Here is a 16,611-nt window from a genome sequence, read left to right as displayed (position 1 = left end):
GAAGGAGAGGCTCGCAGTGGTCAAGCCGATCGGACACACCATCCCACCGCTCGAGGGGTTCGTCCCCAGGCACGACAAGGACCTCAGCGTCTTCGCCCAGATCTTCCCTCAGCGGGAGGGAGTGAAACCCGAGACCACCAACACCGAGCCCCATCAACAGGTCACGCAGCACGGCGACGCCCGTTTGTGGGATGAACTGAGGTATCGGTGTTTCACGCAATTGCCCGGCGTGGTGCCGGTCGACAGTAAGATCTCGATTCCCGGCGCCACCGCGTTGTGGCTCGAGAACCCGCCGACCATCGGGCCTGCGGATGCATTCATCATCGAACGTGAATTCGCCCATCTGCACCCGCATCCTGATGCAAGCCTGCACCTGCATCTTCCGCTCGAAATCGCAGTGTTCGCCATAGCCGGAGGCTGGGCTGAGCCGCACATCGTGGTGTGGCTCGGTCTGGCCTCGCCGGGGGCTGTGATGGTGTACGCCCCGCGCGACGACGAGGAGCTCGAAGTCGTGTGGAACCTCATCCAGGAGTCGTACCGGTACGCGATCGGTGAGGCGCCTCTGTTGAAGCGGGAACCGCAGATCAACGCGTAAGACCCACGACGGCACGTGGACCGCACTGGGTCCGGAGTTCGCTCGTGCGAAAGATCGCGACATCACCATGCGTGACGCGTCAGAACCCGGCCAACGGTTAGGATTGATCGGGTGCTGGCATTCGGTGGGTGTCGGATCGCGAACTGGTCAGTCGGCCTGCAGCTCGAAATCGGTGATGTGGCTGTGGGATCGACAGCGATGGGGCGCGTCGGGATGGCGTAACGGAGGGATGGGCATGGCGGAGTCGATCGGTAATGCGGGGGAGAGCGGCATCGGCGCTGCGAGAATCCCCTACAGCAGCAAAGTCGACAGCGCTTACCGTTTGCTGCGGGACTACATCCTGTCGGGAGCCATCGCGCCGGGCACGCAGCTGAATCAGGCTGCGCTGGCCGACGATCTACAACTCAGTGCGACGCCCTTGCGCGAAGCGCTGCAGCGACTCGAGGCCGAAGGACTGGTCCGTGTTCGCGCCCATCGCGATGTCACGGTGACCCCGGTGGTGATCAGCGAAGTGAAGTCGATCTTCGCGGTACGTGGACGGCTCGATGAATTCTCCATCCGGGAAGCTGCCGCGAATCTCACCGAGGCGTCGCGAGCCGCGATCACCGGTGCCGCCGACGACGAAGGGCTGTGGGCGAGTGACCCGGTCGTGGCGGAGCGGCAGTTCCATCGGGTTGTCTACACCAGTGGCGGCAATCAGGTCCTGGTGAACCAACTCGACAGCCTGTGGGACCGCACGGATCGGTACCACTACGTGTTCCGAGCGCAGTCCGATCGCACCGACCACGATGGTCATCGGGCCATGGCGCTGGCGCTCACGACCGGGGATGTGGACACCGCGGTCGCCGAGATGCGCCGCCACGTCGAATCGGAAGTCGAATTGATCGTGGAGCGTGCCCAGTCCGCAGCCACGATGACGGCGTCGTAGTCTCGCTGCGTCTCCTGGCCGCGGACTCCGAGCAAATGATCGGCCCGCCGGACCCCGGGAGCGGGAGGCGTGTGCAGACGCCTCCCGTCTCAGGTCACGCAGACAACCACGCGAGGATACGAGACCATTCGGCGTCGACCCCCGGAAGCTGGTTCTCGGCAAGAAGCAGCATCTCGTGGTCACCGCCTGCGAACACCGACAGTGTGACGTCGACGCCCGCGTCGGCGAGCGTTGCGGTGAGAGCGAGCGACTGGGGCAGGGTGCTGTCCGCAGAGCCGCAGGCGATGAATGTCCGTGGGAAGTCGTCGACGTTGTCCGCACGGGCGGGGCTGACCAGTGGATCCGAGTGCTTGGTGAGGAACTGGGGTCCGAGGTAGGCGAGGTTGACCATCACCTCTGTCGTCCCGGGCCCGGATGTCTTCTCCACCAAACGTTTCCCGAGATCGAAGATCCCGCACAGCAGGAGTATCTGATGGATCGGCAGCGGCGTGGCGTCCTGGTGTTCAGCTGCGGTGAGTGACGTCATGCCGCTGAGGAAGTAGGACGTCGCCGCGGCGGTGAGGTTGGCGCCGGAGGAATCCCCACCGATGCTCAAGCCCTTCGCGAGGTCGATCCCGAGGCGTTCGGCGTTCTGTCGGAGCCAGTGAGCCGCGTAGACCGTGTCCTCGAGCGCCGCAGGGAAGGGGTTCTCGGGGGCCAATCGATAGTCGATGCTGAGCACCACGAACCCCGCTGCCGCGATCCGCATAGCGGCGCGTCGCACCATCCGAGCATTCCAGATGCAGAATCCGCCACCGTGCAGGAATAGGAAGACAGGCAGTGTGTCCGGCGTCGGCTGCCCCTGGTCATCGCACGGTCGATACAGTTCGCCGGTCAGGGTGGTCGAACCGTTTCGTAGGGTCACCGCATCGTCGACGACCACGGCACCGGGGGGATCGGCCGCCGGAGCGAGTGTTTCGTAGAAGGCGCGACGGTTGGCAATTCCGTGGATCGCCACGCGCAGGGGCTCTGACGTCGGCAGTGGTGCACCCACTACGCCCTCGATCCATGAGCCAGTTGTTCGTGCCATGACATCTTCCTCACTGTTGACCGGCGGTGTACGCCACTTCGGTTGCGAGCGTGAACCCTTGCAACTCGAGAATCGGGCCGCTACTCTGTCAGATTATAGGCTATGGAATGTAGGCGCTACCCGTCGATTGATGTCGGCTGAGGTGGTGGAGACAAAGGAGCGGCGCATGACCGACTTGGACTCGCTTCCACAGATTTCGGTGAATCCGACGATGTTGTGGATAGCGGGCGAGTGGCGAGAGGCGTCGACGAGAACTACGTTCGAGCGTCGTAGCCCGGCGGACGGAACCTTGGTCGGGATCCACGCGGACGCTGCTGTGGCTGATGTGGCGGAAGCCATTGCGGCAGCGCGCCACGAGTTCGACCACGGGAGCTGGCCCCGCATGAACAGCGCCGGCAAAGCCGCCGTGTTCCGAAAGGCCGCTGAGATCGCGCGCGACCGACGCGGCTCGTTGAGCGAACTCGTCGCGCGCGAGGTCGGCAAGCCGATTGGCGACGCGGCGCGCGAGGTCGACCAACTTGCGATGGCTCTGGACTATTGCGCCGGAGCGGTTTTCGACCTCCGCGGGGAGGCGGTGACCAGAGAGAGCGACGAGGGCATCGCCCTCGTCGTGTACGAGCCCGTCGGTGTGGTCGCGGCCATCACCTCGTACAACTTCCCGGTCAACCTCGTGACGGCCAAGGTGCCGTATGCGTTGGCGGCTGGTTGCACGGTCGTACTCAAGCCGTCGGAGCTGAGTACCGGGACCGCGATCGAGGTCGCTCGGATCCTCCTCGATGCCGGGTTACCCCCGAACGCCTTGCAGCTCGTGTCGACAACCTCCACCGAAGTGTCCCGCGCCTTGGTTTTGAGCAACGACGTGGACAAGGTCGCCTTCACCGGATCAACGGCCACGGGTCGCGCCATCATGCGTGACGGTGCGGAGACGATCAAGCGATTGACACTCGAACTCGGGGGTAAGGGGCCGATCGTCGTGTTCGATGATGCGGACCTCGATGCCGTTGAGGCAGCGATCTTCTCGAGCATCTTCCAGATGGCGGGCCAGGTGTGTACGGCAGGGTCACGACTGCTCGTCCACGAGTCCGTTCATACGGAGATGGTCAGCCGTGCTCGCCGTGTGGCCGAGAACGTGGTCGTCGGCTACCCGCTGGACCCGTCGACCACGATGGGTCCGTTGGCCCAGTCCGCTCAACTCGACGGCTTCCGCACCCACGTTGCCTGGGCCAAGGAAGACGGGGCCACGTTGATCATCGGCGGCGAGGTCTTGACCGAAGGCGCCTATGCGCATGGGCACTTCGTGACCCCTACGATCTTCGACGACGTCGCACCCGACTCACGGCTTGCCCAGCAGGAAGTCTTCGGCCCTGTTCTCGCGATCACCCCGTTCGCCGACGAACGCCATGCCATCGAACTGGCGAACGGGACCGAGTACGGACTGAAGGCGACCATCTGGACCCGAGACAGCGCACGTCTGCTGCGAATGCTCAAGGAAGTGCGCGCCGGAATGGTGATGGGCAACACGACCGTGGCCACCGTGCCGCAGGTCGGAGTGCCGTTCGGTGGCTACAAGCAGAGCGGACTCGGCCGCGAGTACGGCTCCGCCGGAATCGTCTCCAGCTTCATGGAGACCAAGACGATGTTCATCAAGCTGTGATGGCAGCCGACGCACCGACGACCTCGGCTCGGGGGCCTCTGAGCCATCGCGGCGTCGTGGGCCTACTCACGCCACCGGCGAACACCACTGTGGAGCCCGAACTCGGCGCATTGCTGGCCGAGGGCATGTCGCTACACGCGACACGGATGCCGGGTCGCAACGCGGAGGACACCAGTATTGGTCTGCGAGAGCGGTTCCTGGGATATGTCGATGCCCTGGCGGACGCGTCGGACTCGTTCGGGGGAATGCGACTCGATGCCCTGTTGTTCGCGTGCACCGGATGCAGCTATCTGGTGGGAGCGCCGGGCGAACAGGACCTGCTCACACGGATGCGGTCCAGCGGAGCACCTCACGTCCAAACCGCCGCTGGGGCAGTCAGAACCGTACTGGAGCGGGCAGGGATCACAAGTCTCGCTCTGGTGAGTCCCTATCCGGAATGGCTCACCAGAGCCGCCGTCGACTACTGGACCTCGTACGGCTACGTCGTCACCGACGTCGTTTCCGCGAGTACCGGGAACTCGATTTACACCATCCGGACCGACGAGGTGATCTCAGCCGTCCGGCAACTGGCGCAGACCGAGGCCGAGTCCATCATCCTGTCGGGGACCGGGATGGCCACTGCCGTGGCCATGGATCAGCTGTATGGAAACACTCGCGCACCGCTGCTGTCCCCGAACACCTGCGCAGCCTGGTGGTTGACGTCCACGCTGGCACCCGATGCGATGGCGGATTCGCCGCGCATCATCAGGAACATCGACCACCTGTCGGGGCGACGCCGATGACGGACTCGCTCACGTTGAAGCGGCTTCAAGTTTTGGCCGAATTCGGCGATGCCTACAACCGACACGATGTGGACGCGATCATGGCGTTGATGTCGCCGGAGTGTGAGTTCCTCTCTTTTGCAGGCCCGGAGACCTGTGGAGAGCGATTCATCGGCTGGTCGGCGGTGCGAGCGCGAGTCGCCGACGGTCTCCGCGAACTCCCGGGGGCTCGATGGATCGGCGCACGCCACCACGTTGTACAGGATCGTGGCTTCTCCGAATGGACCTTCACGATGCCGCTTCCTGACGGCGGCGAGGTACAGCGAGACGGGATCGACGTGTTCGCCTTCGATGGCCTGCGCATCGTCAGCAAGAGCACGTTCCAGAAATGGGTGACGAGGAGCGAGGACTCATGATCAAGGTCACTCTGACCTATCCGCGACGAGGTGACGTTCGGTTCGACACCGACTACTACCTGGGTCACCACGTTCCCCTGGCAGCTCGTGTGTTCGGTGCGCTCGGGGTCCGGCGTATCGAGGTGGAAGTGGTGGTCGACCAGGTTCGGGCAACGGAACCGGACGTGTTCGCCGTCACCAATCAGTACTGGGACTCCCTCGAACAAGCTCGGGCCGCTTTCGCTGATCCTTCCGTCGCCCAGGTCCGTTCGGACGCTCACAACTTCTACGACGCGGGGCCGCCGACGGTCCGCTACAGCACTCTCCACATCGCCGAGATCCCACAAGAGGACGCCAATACATGAGCACCACAGAGACTTTTGATCTTGTCATCCGCGGAGGCACCGTGGTCAATGAATACGCGGCGATCCGGGCCGACGTCTACATCTCGGATGGCCACATCGCGGCACTCGCCGACCCAGACGCCGCACCGCTGCCGGCCACCGAAGTCGTCGACGCCACGGGACTCCATGTGCTGCCCGGGATCATCGACGCGCACACACACTTCCGGACCCTCACCAAGCACTCGGACAATTTCGCTCAGATGGCCCGATCGGCGGCGTACGGCGGCATTACCACGGTGTTGGCGTTCATCATGGGCATGAAGGTGTCGCCGATGCGACCGCTGGAGCGGGCGGAGATGTTCGTCCAGGAAGCTGCCGGCGGTGCTGCCGTCGATTACGGCTTCCATCTGGCCATCACCGACGAGCCCAACACCCTCGAGGACCTGCCGAAGCTCGTCGACATGGGCATTAGTTCGTTCAAGATGTTCATGGCCTACCGCGCTCGTGGGATGCAGATCGACGACGGCATGATGCTGGAAGCGATGCAGACAATCCACGCCCTCGGCGGTCAGCCGATGATCCATGCCGAAGCCGGCGACCTCGCGGACAAGCTGGAGGCCGGGCTGAAGTGCAAGCAGACGGTGCGTGCCCTCGCGGACGGGCGGCCCGCGTGGGTGGAGGCCGAGGCGACGCGCCGAGCCCTCTTGATCGCCGAAAAGGCCGGGTCCGTGCCCTACTTCGTGCACGTGTCCTGTGGAGAAGCGTTGGCCGAGATCGGCATCGCGCGGGCGCGCGGACAGAACGTCATCGTCGAATCATGTCCTCAGTACCTCAACCTGTCTGTCGACGACTTCGAGCGGCTCGGCGTCCTGGCCAAGATCGCGCCTCCGCTCCGCGAGCGTGGCCAACAGGAGGCGATGGTCGCTGCGATCCTGGCTGGACAGGTTCAGGTCGTCGGGTCTGACCATGCCCCGTACACCGCCGCCGACAAGCAGCTGGACGACGTGTGGGCGGTACCGATGGGCGCACCGGGTACCGAGACGCTCATCGTCTCGACCTGGCGCGCAATCCATCAGGCAGGAGGTGACATCTGCGAACTCGTTCGGGTGCTCTCGGCCGAGCCGTCACGGATCTTCGGCATGTATCCGTCGAAAGGTGTTGTTGCCGTGGGTAGTCTCGCAGATCTGACCCTGGTCGATCTGCGAGCCGAGACCGTAGTCGACGGTAAGACGCAGCACAACACCTCTGGCTACTCCGTGTACGAGGGCCTGCGCTCGCCGCTGGCCGTGCACTCGAGCTTCCTGCGTGGGCGCCCGCTGCTCCGCGGAGGGGAACTCGTGTCAGAGGATCTGGGCGCTTTCGTGCCCCGTGGTATCGCGCACGCTGCAGGCAGCGTGCGGTGAGCGAGGTGGCCGAAGGATCGCGGGTTCCCGACGGGCTAGAACTGGTGCCGGCCTGGCGAGATCACCTGTCGGATCAGGACAGGGCAGTCGTTCTGGCGGCCGGCTATGGTCGGCAGGTGCAGGCCGGTTCCCATCCGGCTCTGGTGCTCGTCGATTTCCAGTACGCCTACGTCGGCGACGACCGGCCGATCGTGGAGCAACTGTCCGATTGGCCCTCGGCAGGTGGTGCTGCCGCATGGCAGGCACTACGGACCACCCTTCCGGTTCTCGAGCGTGCGCGAGCGAGCGAGATCCCCGTGTTCCTCTCCCGCATCGGCTATCCGGCGTCAGAAGCCGAGCGGAACCCGTTCGCTCAGAAGCGTGGCAACGGTACGGGATTCGTGTTGGGTTCGCGCGGGACCGAACTCGTGGAGGAGCTCGGCCGCGACGACAATGATGTCCTGGTGACCAAAACCGCCGCCAGTGTGTTCTACGGCACGGATTTCGACGATCAACTGCGTCAGCGGGGGGTCGACACCCTGGTGGTGACCGGACTATCGACGAGCGGCTGTGTGCGGGCGACAGTCGTCGACGCTGCCGCTCGCGGTTATCAGGTGATCGTGCTGGGCGACTGTGTCGCCGACAGGATCACGGCATCCCACGACCTCACATTGTTCGACGTCTGGCTCAAGTATGGGTCGGTGTGGTCAGCAGCCGAGGGGTCTAACTACCTGAGCGGATTCCGGGCTCCCTCGGTTCCGTGATACGCCAGGACGAGGTTTCGCCATTCCGCTGCACTGTCAGCAAATAGGTTATAGGCTATAAAACAACACTCCGCCGCGGGGTATCGCACGACGAGGAGAGAACCAATGCGCTTCGGACTACTGCAAGGGGCCCACTGTTCTGCTGGTGTGACACCGCAGCAGCGGTACACCGAGATCATCGACGAGGCGGTGTGCGCGGAGGAATCCGGATTCGAGTTCTATGCCACTGCAGAGCAGCATTTCGATCCGGGCAGTGGGACCACCACGATCCCGGCCAGCGAGATCATCCAGGCGGCAGTGGCCGCGCGTACCAGTGTGATCCGCCTGATCTGGGCGTCCGCCGTGCTTCCGATCCACCACCCGATTCGCGTGGCGGAGAAAGCGGCGACCCTCGACATCATCTCCAAGGGGCGATTCGAACTCGGTACTGCCCGATCGAACGACCTGCCGACCATGCGTGCATTCGGCGTCGACCCGGCGACGACGCGTGATCGCTGGGAAGAGGCTCTGGGGATCGTGATCTCGGCGATGGTCGATGGCGAGGTCGATCACGATGGTGCGTTCTGGCAGATCCCGAAGACCACGATCAGTCCGCAACCGGTGCAGCGTCCCCACCCGCCGCTGTGGTACGCCTCGACCAGTCTGTCGGGGCATGAGGTCGCCGGCTCGCTGGGGTTGGGCGTCATCAGTGGTAACAGCCTTCCGGGTGGGTGGGATTACGTCCAGGAGGCCGCCGACACCTATCGACGAGCCGTGGCGCAGGCGAAGCCGATCGGTGGGGCGTCGGTCAACAACGGTGTGATGGGTTTCTGCTTTGCCGCGCACGTCAGTTCCAGCAGAGAACAAGCACTCCGAGAAGCATCTGCGACCGTCGAGGCGATTCTGGAGACGGTGACGAAGATGTTCAGCCGCCTGGCCAAACAGGGCGCTGGCTATGAATACATGCGCGAAATCGAGGCGATCTACGAACGACGCGACGACCTCGACTACATCATCGACCGCGCACCTTACATCTCGGTGGGCACACCCGACTTCCTCGTCGACCGCTTCAAGCGGATGGAACTCATGGGTTACGACCGCATCGCACTGCGTATCGACGGGATGCCGCACGAGACGGTGATGCAGTCGATTCGGGCGTTCGGTGAGCACGTTCTTCCGAACTTCGCCTGAGTACCACAACAAACTTCATCGGAGAGGCTGACAACAGTTATGCGCCAGGTATGTATCGACGTCGGCGGGACCTTCACCGACTGTGTCGTGCAGGATGAGAACAACCGTCTACACATCTTCAAGAGCTCGACGACGCCGGACAATCCTGTCACCGGAGTGCTCAACGTGCTCGCCAAGGCCGCCGGGGGCTTTCAGGAATCCCCGCCTGCGTTCTTGAAGAGTCTGGGGCTGCTGGTTCACGGAACGACCCTGGCCACGAACGTCCTGCTAACCGGACGCGGTGCGCGGGCGGGCTTCATCACCACCGAGGGGTTTCGGGAGGTGTTGCCCATGCGCCGCGGAATCAAGCACCGCAATCGGTCGATGTTCGACCAGTTCCAGGATCCGTACCGTCCACTCATCGACCGATCACGCATCCTCGGTGTCACCGAGAGGATGTCATACACCGGGGAGGTGCGGACCGCCCTCGACGAGAGCGCGGTGGCGGATGCCGCCGAGCGGCTCGTCGCCGACGGTTGCACCTCGATTGCCATCGGGTTCCTGCACTCGTATGCCAACCCGGTACACGAGGCCCGGGCCAGGGAGATCGTCGCCGAGAAGTACCCCGACATCCACGTGGTGACGTCGAGCGACGTCCTACCCGCATGGCGAGAGTTCGAGCGGTTCTCTACGACCGCGGTCAGCGCCTACATCGGCCCGACAGTTCAGCAGTACCTGCGGGAGCTCGAGGAGACACTCCGCGACCAGGGACTGGCGGCACCGTTGTTGATCATGCTCGCGAGCGGACTGATGCAGACCATCGACGAGTGCGCTGACAAGGGCGTGCATCTGATCACCTCGGGGCCGGCGGCGGCGCCGTTCGCTGCCCTCGCGGTCGCGGAGGAACACGATCAGGGTGACGTTCTCGAGGTCGATATGGGAGGCACGAGCTTCGACCTCTGCCTCATTCGCGACCGTAAGGTCCCTACCACGACCGAGAGCTGGGTCGGTGACGAACGCGTCGCTATCAAGATCGTCGACGTCGAGACCATCGGCGCGGGTGGCGGTTCGATCATCTGGGTCGATGCTCTGGGTCTGATCCGGGTCGGTCCGTCCAGCGCGGGCGCGGATCCCGGCCCCGCCGCGTACGGCCGGTCCGACCTTCCCACCGTCACCGACGCGGATCTCGTGCTGGGATATCTGGACCCGGATTACTTCCTGGGCGGGGACATGTCGCTGGACCGCACCCGATCCACCGATGCGCTGGCGAAGGTCGGAACCCACTTGGGGCTCGACGCCACCTCCACAGCGGCCGCCGCGTTCGAGACCGCAACCGCGGTCATGGCGGATGCGGTGACCGAGATATGCACTCGGCGCGGACATGACGTACGGTCGCTCACGCTCGTCGCCGGCGGCGGAGCCGGAGGTCTGCACTCGGCTCCGATCGCTGAGCGCCTCGGGATCCCTACGGTCATCTTCCCGCAGATGTCAGCGGCGTTGAGTGCGTTCGGGATGATGACCATGGACCCCGGCCAGGAGTTGACACGATCGAATGCCAGCCTCGGCGGTCAAGTAGACGTCGATCACGCCCGCGATGTCTTCACCGAGCTGGAAACCGAAGCGGCGGCGAATTTCCGGCGTTCGGGTTTGGCGGTCGGTTCCATGTCGACCGTGCGCACCGTCGACCTGCGCTACCAGGGCCAGTTCCACGAATTGTCCATCGAGGTCATGGACGAGGATCTGCAGGCCGGCGACTTCGCCACGGTCATCGAACGGCTGCACCAAACGCATGAGCGGCTCTACGGTTATGCCCTGCGCTGGCGCACCGTCGAACTCCTCGCATACAACCTGCGCGCGACCGTGGTCCGGCCCTTCCCGTTGAAGTTGGCCACCGAAGCCGATGTGGACACCACGTCCGACGTCGCTCTGCGTCCGGCTCGTCGGGCGTTCATCGATGGGGCGATGACCGAGATCCGCGCTTACGACGGGCTCAAGCTCGCTCCCGGGCACGTCATCGTCGGGCCGGCTCTTGTCGACTCAACGACGACCACGGTGCTGGTGCCGCGCACTTTCACATGCCGTGTCGACGCTCAGCGCAATCTTCTCCTGGAGGCACAGTCATGACCACCACCGTTCCCGCGCACACAGAGGTCGAGATCGATCCGACGACCATCTCCACGATCTGGCATTCCCTGCAGACCTCATGTCGCGAGATGCGCCACATGATCGAGCGCACGGCACAGAGCTTCCTGATGGCGCAACTCAAAGACGTCAGCGTCGGGCTCTGGCGCGCCGACGGCGCCACCGTTGCGATGCCCGAAGGCCTGCCGTCGCAGTTCCTCGGCACGAAGTTCGCCATCGAGGACATCCTCGAGCGGTTCGGTGACGACCTGCACCCTGGGGACGTCATCCTGACCAACGATCCGTTCAACGGCGGACACAGTCCGCACCTGCCCGACTGGGGGTTCATCCGCCCGATCTTCTTCGAGGGTGAGCTACTCTTCTTCACCCTCGTTCGCGGTCACGTGATGGACACCGGGGGTTCCTACCCCGGAGGCTATTTCCCCAACGCCTACGACATCCATGCCGAAGGCCTGTGCATCCCGCCCACCAGGGTGGTGGCCGGCGGCGAGGAGCGCACCGACGTCTTCGAACTGATCTTCAACAACGTCCGGTATAAGGACGAGATGCGCATCGACTGCAAGTCGATGATCGCAACGACCTCGTTCATGGAGACCCGCGTTCAGCAACTGCTGTCGCGCTACGGACGCGACGTCGTCCTCTCCACCATCGAACAGATGATGGACCGCACCGAGAACGCGATCCGAGCGGAGATTGCCCGCATACCGGACGGCACCTATCAAGGTGAAGCCGCCACCGACGACGACGGTACCGTTCTCGACGAACCGGTCTGGGTACGAGTCGATCTCACCATCGACGGTGAAGACATGACGATCGACTTCTCACGGAGTGACGGTCAGCGACCCGGCTTCATCAACCGGGTCTATGCCACCACCTACGGAACCGCTGTGGCGTCGGCGATCCTGTTGTTCGACCCGGCTCTCGCCGACTACCACAACGAGGGGTCGCTGCGTCCCATCGACGTCATCGTGCCCAAGGGAACCGTCACCAATGCGCGGTACCCCGCCACGGTCGGCGGGAACCCCGTGGCGCTCGGGACCATCACCATGGAGGCGGTGACACTCGCCCTGGCCAAGGCACGACCCGATCGTGCCATGGCGGGCTGGGGTAAACATCGCGGTGACTACACCAACGGTCAGGACCCCCGTACGGGCAGGCCGTATGTGCGAACCACCTTCGATTACGACGGTAGCCAAGGTGCGGTCTGGGGACACGACGGCTGGCACGGCCCCACAGCGATGGGCACCCTCGGTTCGGTCATCCGGGGCAATGTCGAAGAAGCCGAGATCCGGTTCCCGTGGCTCATCACCCAGATCGCCGCGGTACCGGACTTCTCCGGAGCCGGTCGATGGCGTGGTGGTTGCGGCATCGACTGGCGCGCAACGAATGAGGGCAGCGGCGGCAAGATGGCAACCGGTAGCTCGGACGGTGACGCCATGCTGCCGGCCGGTGTTCTCGGTGGCGCCTCGGCACCTCCGTCGCGCACATTCCTGCGCCGCGACGGTGAGCTCATCCGGGTCAAGCCGCACCGGATGCAAGATTTCCTTCCCGGTGACGAGTTGATCAAGCTCAGCTCCGGTGGTGGCGGTGTCGGTCGGCCATTCGATCGAGACCCCGAAGCCGTCGCCGACGATGTCCGCAACGGTTACGTCAGTGCCGAAGCTGCTCGCACGATCTACGGAGTGGTCATCGACGATCGCACCGGCACCGTTGACGAAGCGGCCACCAGCTCTCTTCGCGACGGACCGCAGCCCGACATCCGGATCGAGGTCGACGAAGAGCGACTCGGCATCCGTCTGGTCACCGCAGATTCCACACTCACCGACGAAACCTGATCGGAGTACGCCTTGAGTTCCCAGCGATCGACGTCCACGCCCCCCATCCGACTCGGGATGGTGATGGCCATCCGCAATCACCCGGACCACCCCTATCCGATCAACGAGGTCTACCGGGACTACCTCGATGACGCGGTCATGGCCGAGTCGGAACTCGGCTTCGATCGCATCTGGCTCAACGAACACCACCTCTCTCGAGATCAGTACGCCCCCTCGGCATTTCCCATCCTGTCGGCCATCGCCGCCCGGACGGGTTCGATCCGCCTCGGCACCGCTGTGAGTTTGTTGCCGTTCCACAACCCATTGCGTCTGTCCGAGGATGCCGCGACCGTGGACATCATCTCGAACGGGCGGCTCGACCTCGGGGTCGGCATCGGCTCGGCACCGGTCGAATACGAGACATTCGGTACGAAGCGAGAGCAGGCGTGGAGGCGGACCTGGGAGGCCGCGGACCTCATCCGTCAGATCTTCGAGCAGGACGTGGTCGATTTCGACGGCGAGATCTTCCAGTATCACGGCCTCACCCAGACCACACGGCCGATCCAAGAGCACGTGCCCTTCTGGTGGGGCGGATACGGTCCGAAGAGCATGGCTCGTGCTGCTAAGCGCGGCTACAATCTCATCGGCTGCGCCTCGGAGGTGTTCGAGAACACTCTCGACGAGATCGGGCGGGATCGGGCCACAGCTCAGATTGGTCAGGTGACCGCCGTCCACATCGCGCCGACCTTCGAACAGGCCTGGGACGAGGCGCAAGACGGAATCCACTGGTGGCTGAACTACCACCGCGAGAACACAGGGCATCCGGCCGGCATGACCGATCAGGGGCCGGTCATGCCCGGCCTTCCTGAGGCGAAAAAACTGCGAGACATCAAAGATCTCGTGTTCGTCCCGGGAATGCCGATGTACATCGGCACGCCCGATGCGGTGATGGAAGGGCTGCTCGCTGACGTCGCGGGCCGCAACGGTCGGATCACGGAGCTGGCCCTGGCCTTCCGGCATGCGGGCATGCGGACTCCCGAGGTACGCCGATCGTTGGAGTTGTTCCGCACGGAGATCATGCCAAATCTTCGGTGATGCCGATCCGAGAGTCACCAGGCAACAGCGAACACCGGGACAGTGACTGCAGCGGCAGCCGCCGACCGTTCACATAAACAGGAGAGAACGTGATGATCACGAAATCACAGGACGGTACCGCCATCGGCTTCCGCACCGAGGGCACGGGCGCGCAGGGAGTGGTACTGGTACATGGCTGGTCGTGTACGGGAAGTATGTGGGGCGACGTTCTGTCCCACCTCCCGCACGACGGGCGTACCTTTGTCATCCCCGACCTGAGGGGCCATGGGTCGTCGTCGGCCGACGATATCGAGTCGTCCGTGCGGCGTTACGCCGAGGATGTTCTCGCTGCTGCCGATGCGGCCGGCCTGTCCCGATTCATCGTCGTCGGCCACAGCATGGGGGCGAAATACGGACAGTACGTACGCGTCCTCGCACCGGAGCGCGTCGTCGGTTATGTGGGAGTGGCACCCACACCGTCGGCGTTGGTGGAGGAAGGCTCGACCGAGGAAGGTGTCGAGCACATGGCGGGTGCTGCGAGCTCTGCGGAGGCGTTCGCGGGCCTGCTGAACTCCATCGCCAAGGGGCCGCTGTCCGACGAAGTGCTCGGACCGCTGGTCAGCGATGCAGGCGCGACTCCCAAAGCAGTTCTCGCTCAGTCGATGCGCACATTCTCGCGAGAGGATTACACAACGGAGCTGCAGAACGTGCCCAGCGTTCCGGTCTTGATCATCGGTGGCGACGCAGACCCGATCTACCCGGCAGACGTCGTGAATGAGCGGGCGGCGATCGAGAACCCGCATGCGAAGGTGACGTTCCTCGACGGCGGCCACCTGCTGCCCCAGGAGTGCCCGCGCGAGCTTGCAGCCCTGCTCGACGAGTTTTTCACAGCCAACAACGCGTGACGATGTTGCCCTTGTGGGTCGATCAATCGACTGACGAGGGAATTTCGGCATCTGCGATGGACGTCTGAGGAGGTCGTGCATGGTCCAGCCAGAGAACAAGCGTCTAAAGCTCTTCGTCAGGGTGGTGGACCGGGCGCCGCGCGTGGAGGTGATCGCGACGGTCGACGATGGGGAGCGTTCGAGCGTTCCTGCTCTCATCCACTGCCATGATCTCGCCGCGGCCCAGCGTATCTCGCACGACGTGAAAGCCTCAGGATGTGAGGCACAGCGCTCATCGCCGCTCCTGCTGGTTGTGTACGGCACGACAGACCTCGATGACGACCCCGGCCGTGTCCACGTTCTCGAGAGACCACGAGCCGTCGTGAGTCTCCTCATCGATGTCCAGCTGCTGGGGATGGCGGATGGGATCGTGCTGGTGTCCTCCTCGGACAGGGCCGCAGCCCTGCAGGACGAGATCGCACAAGAACTCGCAGAGCGCGGAATCGACCACTACGACGACCTGCCCGGTTACGAACTCGTGCCCGATCTCGACAGGTCAGCCATCCCCCGGGGCACCGCGGTGCGCTGAGAACACTCGTAGTAGCACCGGTTTGATCGGTCGCGCCAGGACGGCGCCCGTCGTCGCCAGAGACGGCAGGGCAGCAACATCAATATTTTCGACAATGTTTCACTTGAGAGAGGTCATAAGATCATGGGTTGGTTGGACGGAGAAGTGGCGCTGGTTACCGGCGGTGGATCCGGTATCGGCTTGGCGGTGGTGCGACGATACGTCGCCGAGGGTGCACGCGTGGTGGTCGCCGATCTCGATCCCGCTCGACTTGGCGAGGTCCAAGACGAACTCGGTGACCGGGTGACCACGGTGGTCACCGACGTACGTGACCACGCACAGAACGTCGCCGCTGTGGCGAAAGCAGTCTCGGTGTTCGGTAAGTTGGATGTCCTGGTCGCGAACGCCGGCATGGGCGTCGGATTCGCCGAATTGGCAGACATACCTGGGGAATCGATCGACACATCCTTCGATCAGATCTTCGCGGTCAACGTAAAGGGCGTGATCTCAGGAGCGAAGGCGGCGTTACCCGAGTTGCTGAAGACGCGTGGAAGCATCGTCGTCACATTGTCGAACTCGTCCTTCTTTCCGGATGGCGGCGGAGTCCTCTACATCGCCAGCAAGCATGCTGCGCTGGGTGTGGTGCGACAACTGGCACACGAATTCGCCCCGTATGTCCGGGTGAACGGCGTGGCGCCCGGAGCCACGCAAACGAACTTCACCAACCTGGACGTCGGCGTGCCGGCCCCGGCCGGTAAGCCCCAGGCTGACGGCGACGTGAGTTTGGCGGATCAGATCGCAGAACGGATCAGGAACGCTTCTCCCTTGCGGGTTTACTCGGAGCCGAGTGACCACGCAGCCGCCTATCTGCTTCTCGGGTCGCGGAGTCAATCCCCGTCGATGAGCGGGACGGTCATCTCTTCTGATGGTGGTCTCGGAGTGCGCGGCATCAGGCGGACCCGTGGAGGCGACGACCTCCTGCACCGAGTCCTGGGCGAGTGAACGCACCATCCGGGGCGTCAGGTGGTCACGAGCGGCTGTCAACACTTTGTGCGGTCCTCGATCCGCTCACCTGAAGCGGCCGCCGT

The 16,611-nt window shown here is 64.0% G+C and carries 16 protein-coding genes; 15 read left to right on the top strand and 1 reads right to left on the bottom strand.

The annotated features are described in order from the left end of the window. Nucleotides 1-16 precede the first annotated feature (16 nt). Both ACIBJI_RS24390 and ACIBJI_RS24385 read left to right on the top strand, forming a co-directional pair. Nucleotides 17-595 (top strand): phospholipase, encoded by a 579-nt coding sequence (locus tag ACIBJI_RS24390; RefSeq protein ID WP_397086005.1) that lies wholly within the window; start codon nt 17-19, stop codon nt 593-595. Between the two features lie 235 nt (nt 596-830). After that, nucleotides 831-1,523 carry a GntR family transcriptional regulator gene (locus ACIBJI_RS24385; protein ID WP_397086003.1) on the top strand — a complete coding sequence of 231 codons (693 nt, stop codon included), beginning with the start codon at nt 831-833 and terminating at the stop codon, nt 1,521-1,523. 94 nt (nt 1,524-1,617) lie between these two features. Here the strand turns inward: ACIBJI_RS24385 and ACIBJI_RS24380 are convergent, their stop codons facing one another. After that, a complete protein-coding gene (locus ACIBJI_RS24380) occupies nt 1,618-2,592 on the bottom strand; it encodes an alpha/beta hydrolase (protein ID WP_397086001.1) in 975 nt (324 codons plus the stop codon). Between the two features lie 166 nt (nt 2,593-2,758). Between ACIBJI_RS24380 and ACIBJI_RS24375 the strand changes: the two genes are divergently transcribed. From ACIBJI_RS24375 to ACIBJI_RS24315, 13 genes are all read left to right on the top strand, one after another. Then, nucleotides 2,759-4,246, top strand: coding sequence for an aldehyde dehydrogenase family protein (locus ACIBJI_RS24375; RefSeq protein ID WP_397085999.1), 1,488 nt, complete (start codon nt 2,759-2,761; stop codon nt 4,244-4,246). After that, a complete protein-coding gene (locus ACIBJI_RS24370; protein WP_397085997.1) occupies nt 4,246-5,028 on the top strand; it encodes a hypothetical protein in 783 nt (260 codons plus the stop codon). The genes ACIBJI_RS24375 and ACIBJI_RS24370 overlap by 1 nt, the downstream gene beginning before the upstream one ends. Then, nucleotides 5,025-5,423, top strand: a complete 399-nt coding sequence (locus ACIBJI_RS24365) for a nuclear transport factor 2 family protein (protein ID WP_397085995.1) — start codon at nt 5,025-5,027, stop codon at nt 5,421-5,423. The genes ACIBJI_RS24370 and ACIBJI_RS24365 overlap by 4 nt, the downstream gene beginning before the upstream one ends. After that, a complete protein-coding gene (locus tag ACIBJI_RS24360) occupies nt 5,420-5,767 on the top strand; it encodes an EthD family reductase (RefSeq protein WP_397085993.1) in 348 nt (115 codons plus the stop codon). The genes ACIBJI_RS24365 and ACIBJI_RS24360 overlap by 4 nt, the downstream gene beginning before the upstream one ends. Then, a complete protein-coding gene (locus ACIBJI_RS24355) occupies nt 5,764-7,149 on the top strand; it encodes an amidohydrolase family protein (RefSeq protein ID WP_397085990.1) in 1,386 nt (461 codons plus the stop codon). The genes ACIBJI_RS24360 and ACIBJI_RS24355 overlap by 4 nt, the downstream gene beginning before the upstream one ends. A gap of 5 nt (nt 7,150-7,154) precedes the next feature. Beyond that, nucleotides 7,155-7,892 (top strand): cysteine hydrolase family protein, encoded by a 738-nt coding sequence (locus tag ACIBJI_RS24350; protein ID WP_397085988.1) that lies wholly within the window; start codon nt 7,155-7,157, stop codon nt 7,890-7,892. Nucleotides 7,893-7,997: 105 nt separating this feature from the next. Then, entirely contained in the window at nt 7,998-9,062 is a 1,065-nt protein-coding gene (locus ACIBJI_RS24345; RefSeq protein ID WP_397085986.1) for an LLM class flavin-dependent oxidoreductase, read from the top strand. A 39-nt stretch (nt 9,063-9,101) separates the two neighbouring features. Next, nucleotides 9,102-11,165 carry a hydantoinase/oxoprolinase family protein gene (locus tag ACIBJI_RS24340; RefSeq protein WP_397085984.1) on the top strand — a complete coding sequence of 688 codons (2,064 nt, stop codon included), beginning with the start codon at nt 9,102-9,104 and terminating at the stop codon, nt 11,163-11,165. After that, nucleotides 11,162-13,018 carry a hydantoinase B/oxoprolinase family protein gene (locus tag ACIBJI_RS24335; RefSeq protein ID WP_397085982.1) on the top strand — a complete coding sequence of 619 codons (1,857 nt, stop codon included), beginning with the start codon at nt 11,162-11,164 and terminating at the stop codon, nt 13,016-13,018. Before ACIBJI_RS24340 ends, ACIBJI_RS24335 begins: the two co-directional genes overlap by 4 nt. A 12-nt stretch (nt 13,019-13,030) precedes the next feature. After that, entirely contained in the window at nt 13,031-14,092 is a 1,062-nt protein-coding gene (locus tag ACIBJI_RS24330; RefSeq protein WP_397085980.1) for an LLM class flavin-dependent oxidoreductase, read from the top strand. Between the two features lie 92 nt (nt 14,093-14,184). Then, nucleotides 14,185-14,976 carry an alpha/beta fold hydrolase gene (locus tag ACIBJI_RS24325; protein WP_397085978.1) on the top strand — a complete coding sequence of 264 codons (792 nt, stop codon included), beginning with the start codon at nt 14,185-14,187 and terminating at the stop codon, nt 14,974-14,976. A 79-nt stretch (nt 14,977-15,055) separates the two neighbouring features. After that, the gene (locus ACIBJI_RS24320; RefSeq protein ID WP_397085976.1) at nt 15,056-15,544 is read left to right on the top strand and encodes a hypothetical protein; all 489 of its coding nucleotides are present in this window, start codon (nt 15,056-15,058) and stop codon (nt 15,542-15,544) included. Nucleotides 15,545-15,667: 123 nt separating this feature from the next. Continuing rightward, nucleotides 15,668-16,525, top strand: a complete 858-nt coding sequence (locus ACIBJI_RS24315; protein ID WP_397085974.1) for an SDR family NAD(P)-dependent oxidoreductase — start codon at nt 15,668-15,670, stop codon at nt 16,523-16,525. The last annotated feature ends 86 nt before the right edge of the window (nt 16,526-16,611 follow it).

Source organism: Nocardia sp. NPDC050408, assembly GCF_044458905.1.
Taxonomy (GTDB): Bacteria; Actinomycetota; Actinomycetes; order Mycobacteriales; family Mycobacteriaceae; genus Nocardia.
Note: the sequence above shows the minus strand (reverse complement) of the source record. Positions and strands in the feature narration are given on the sequence as shown.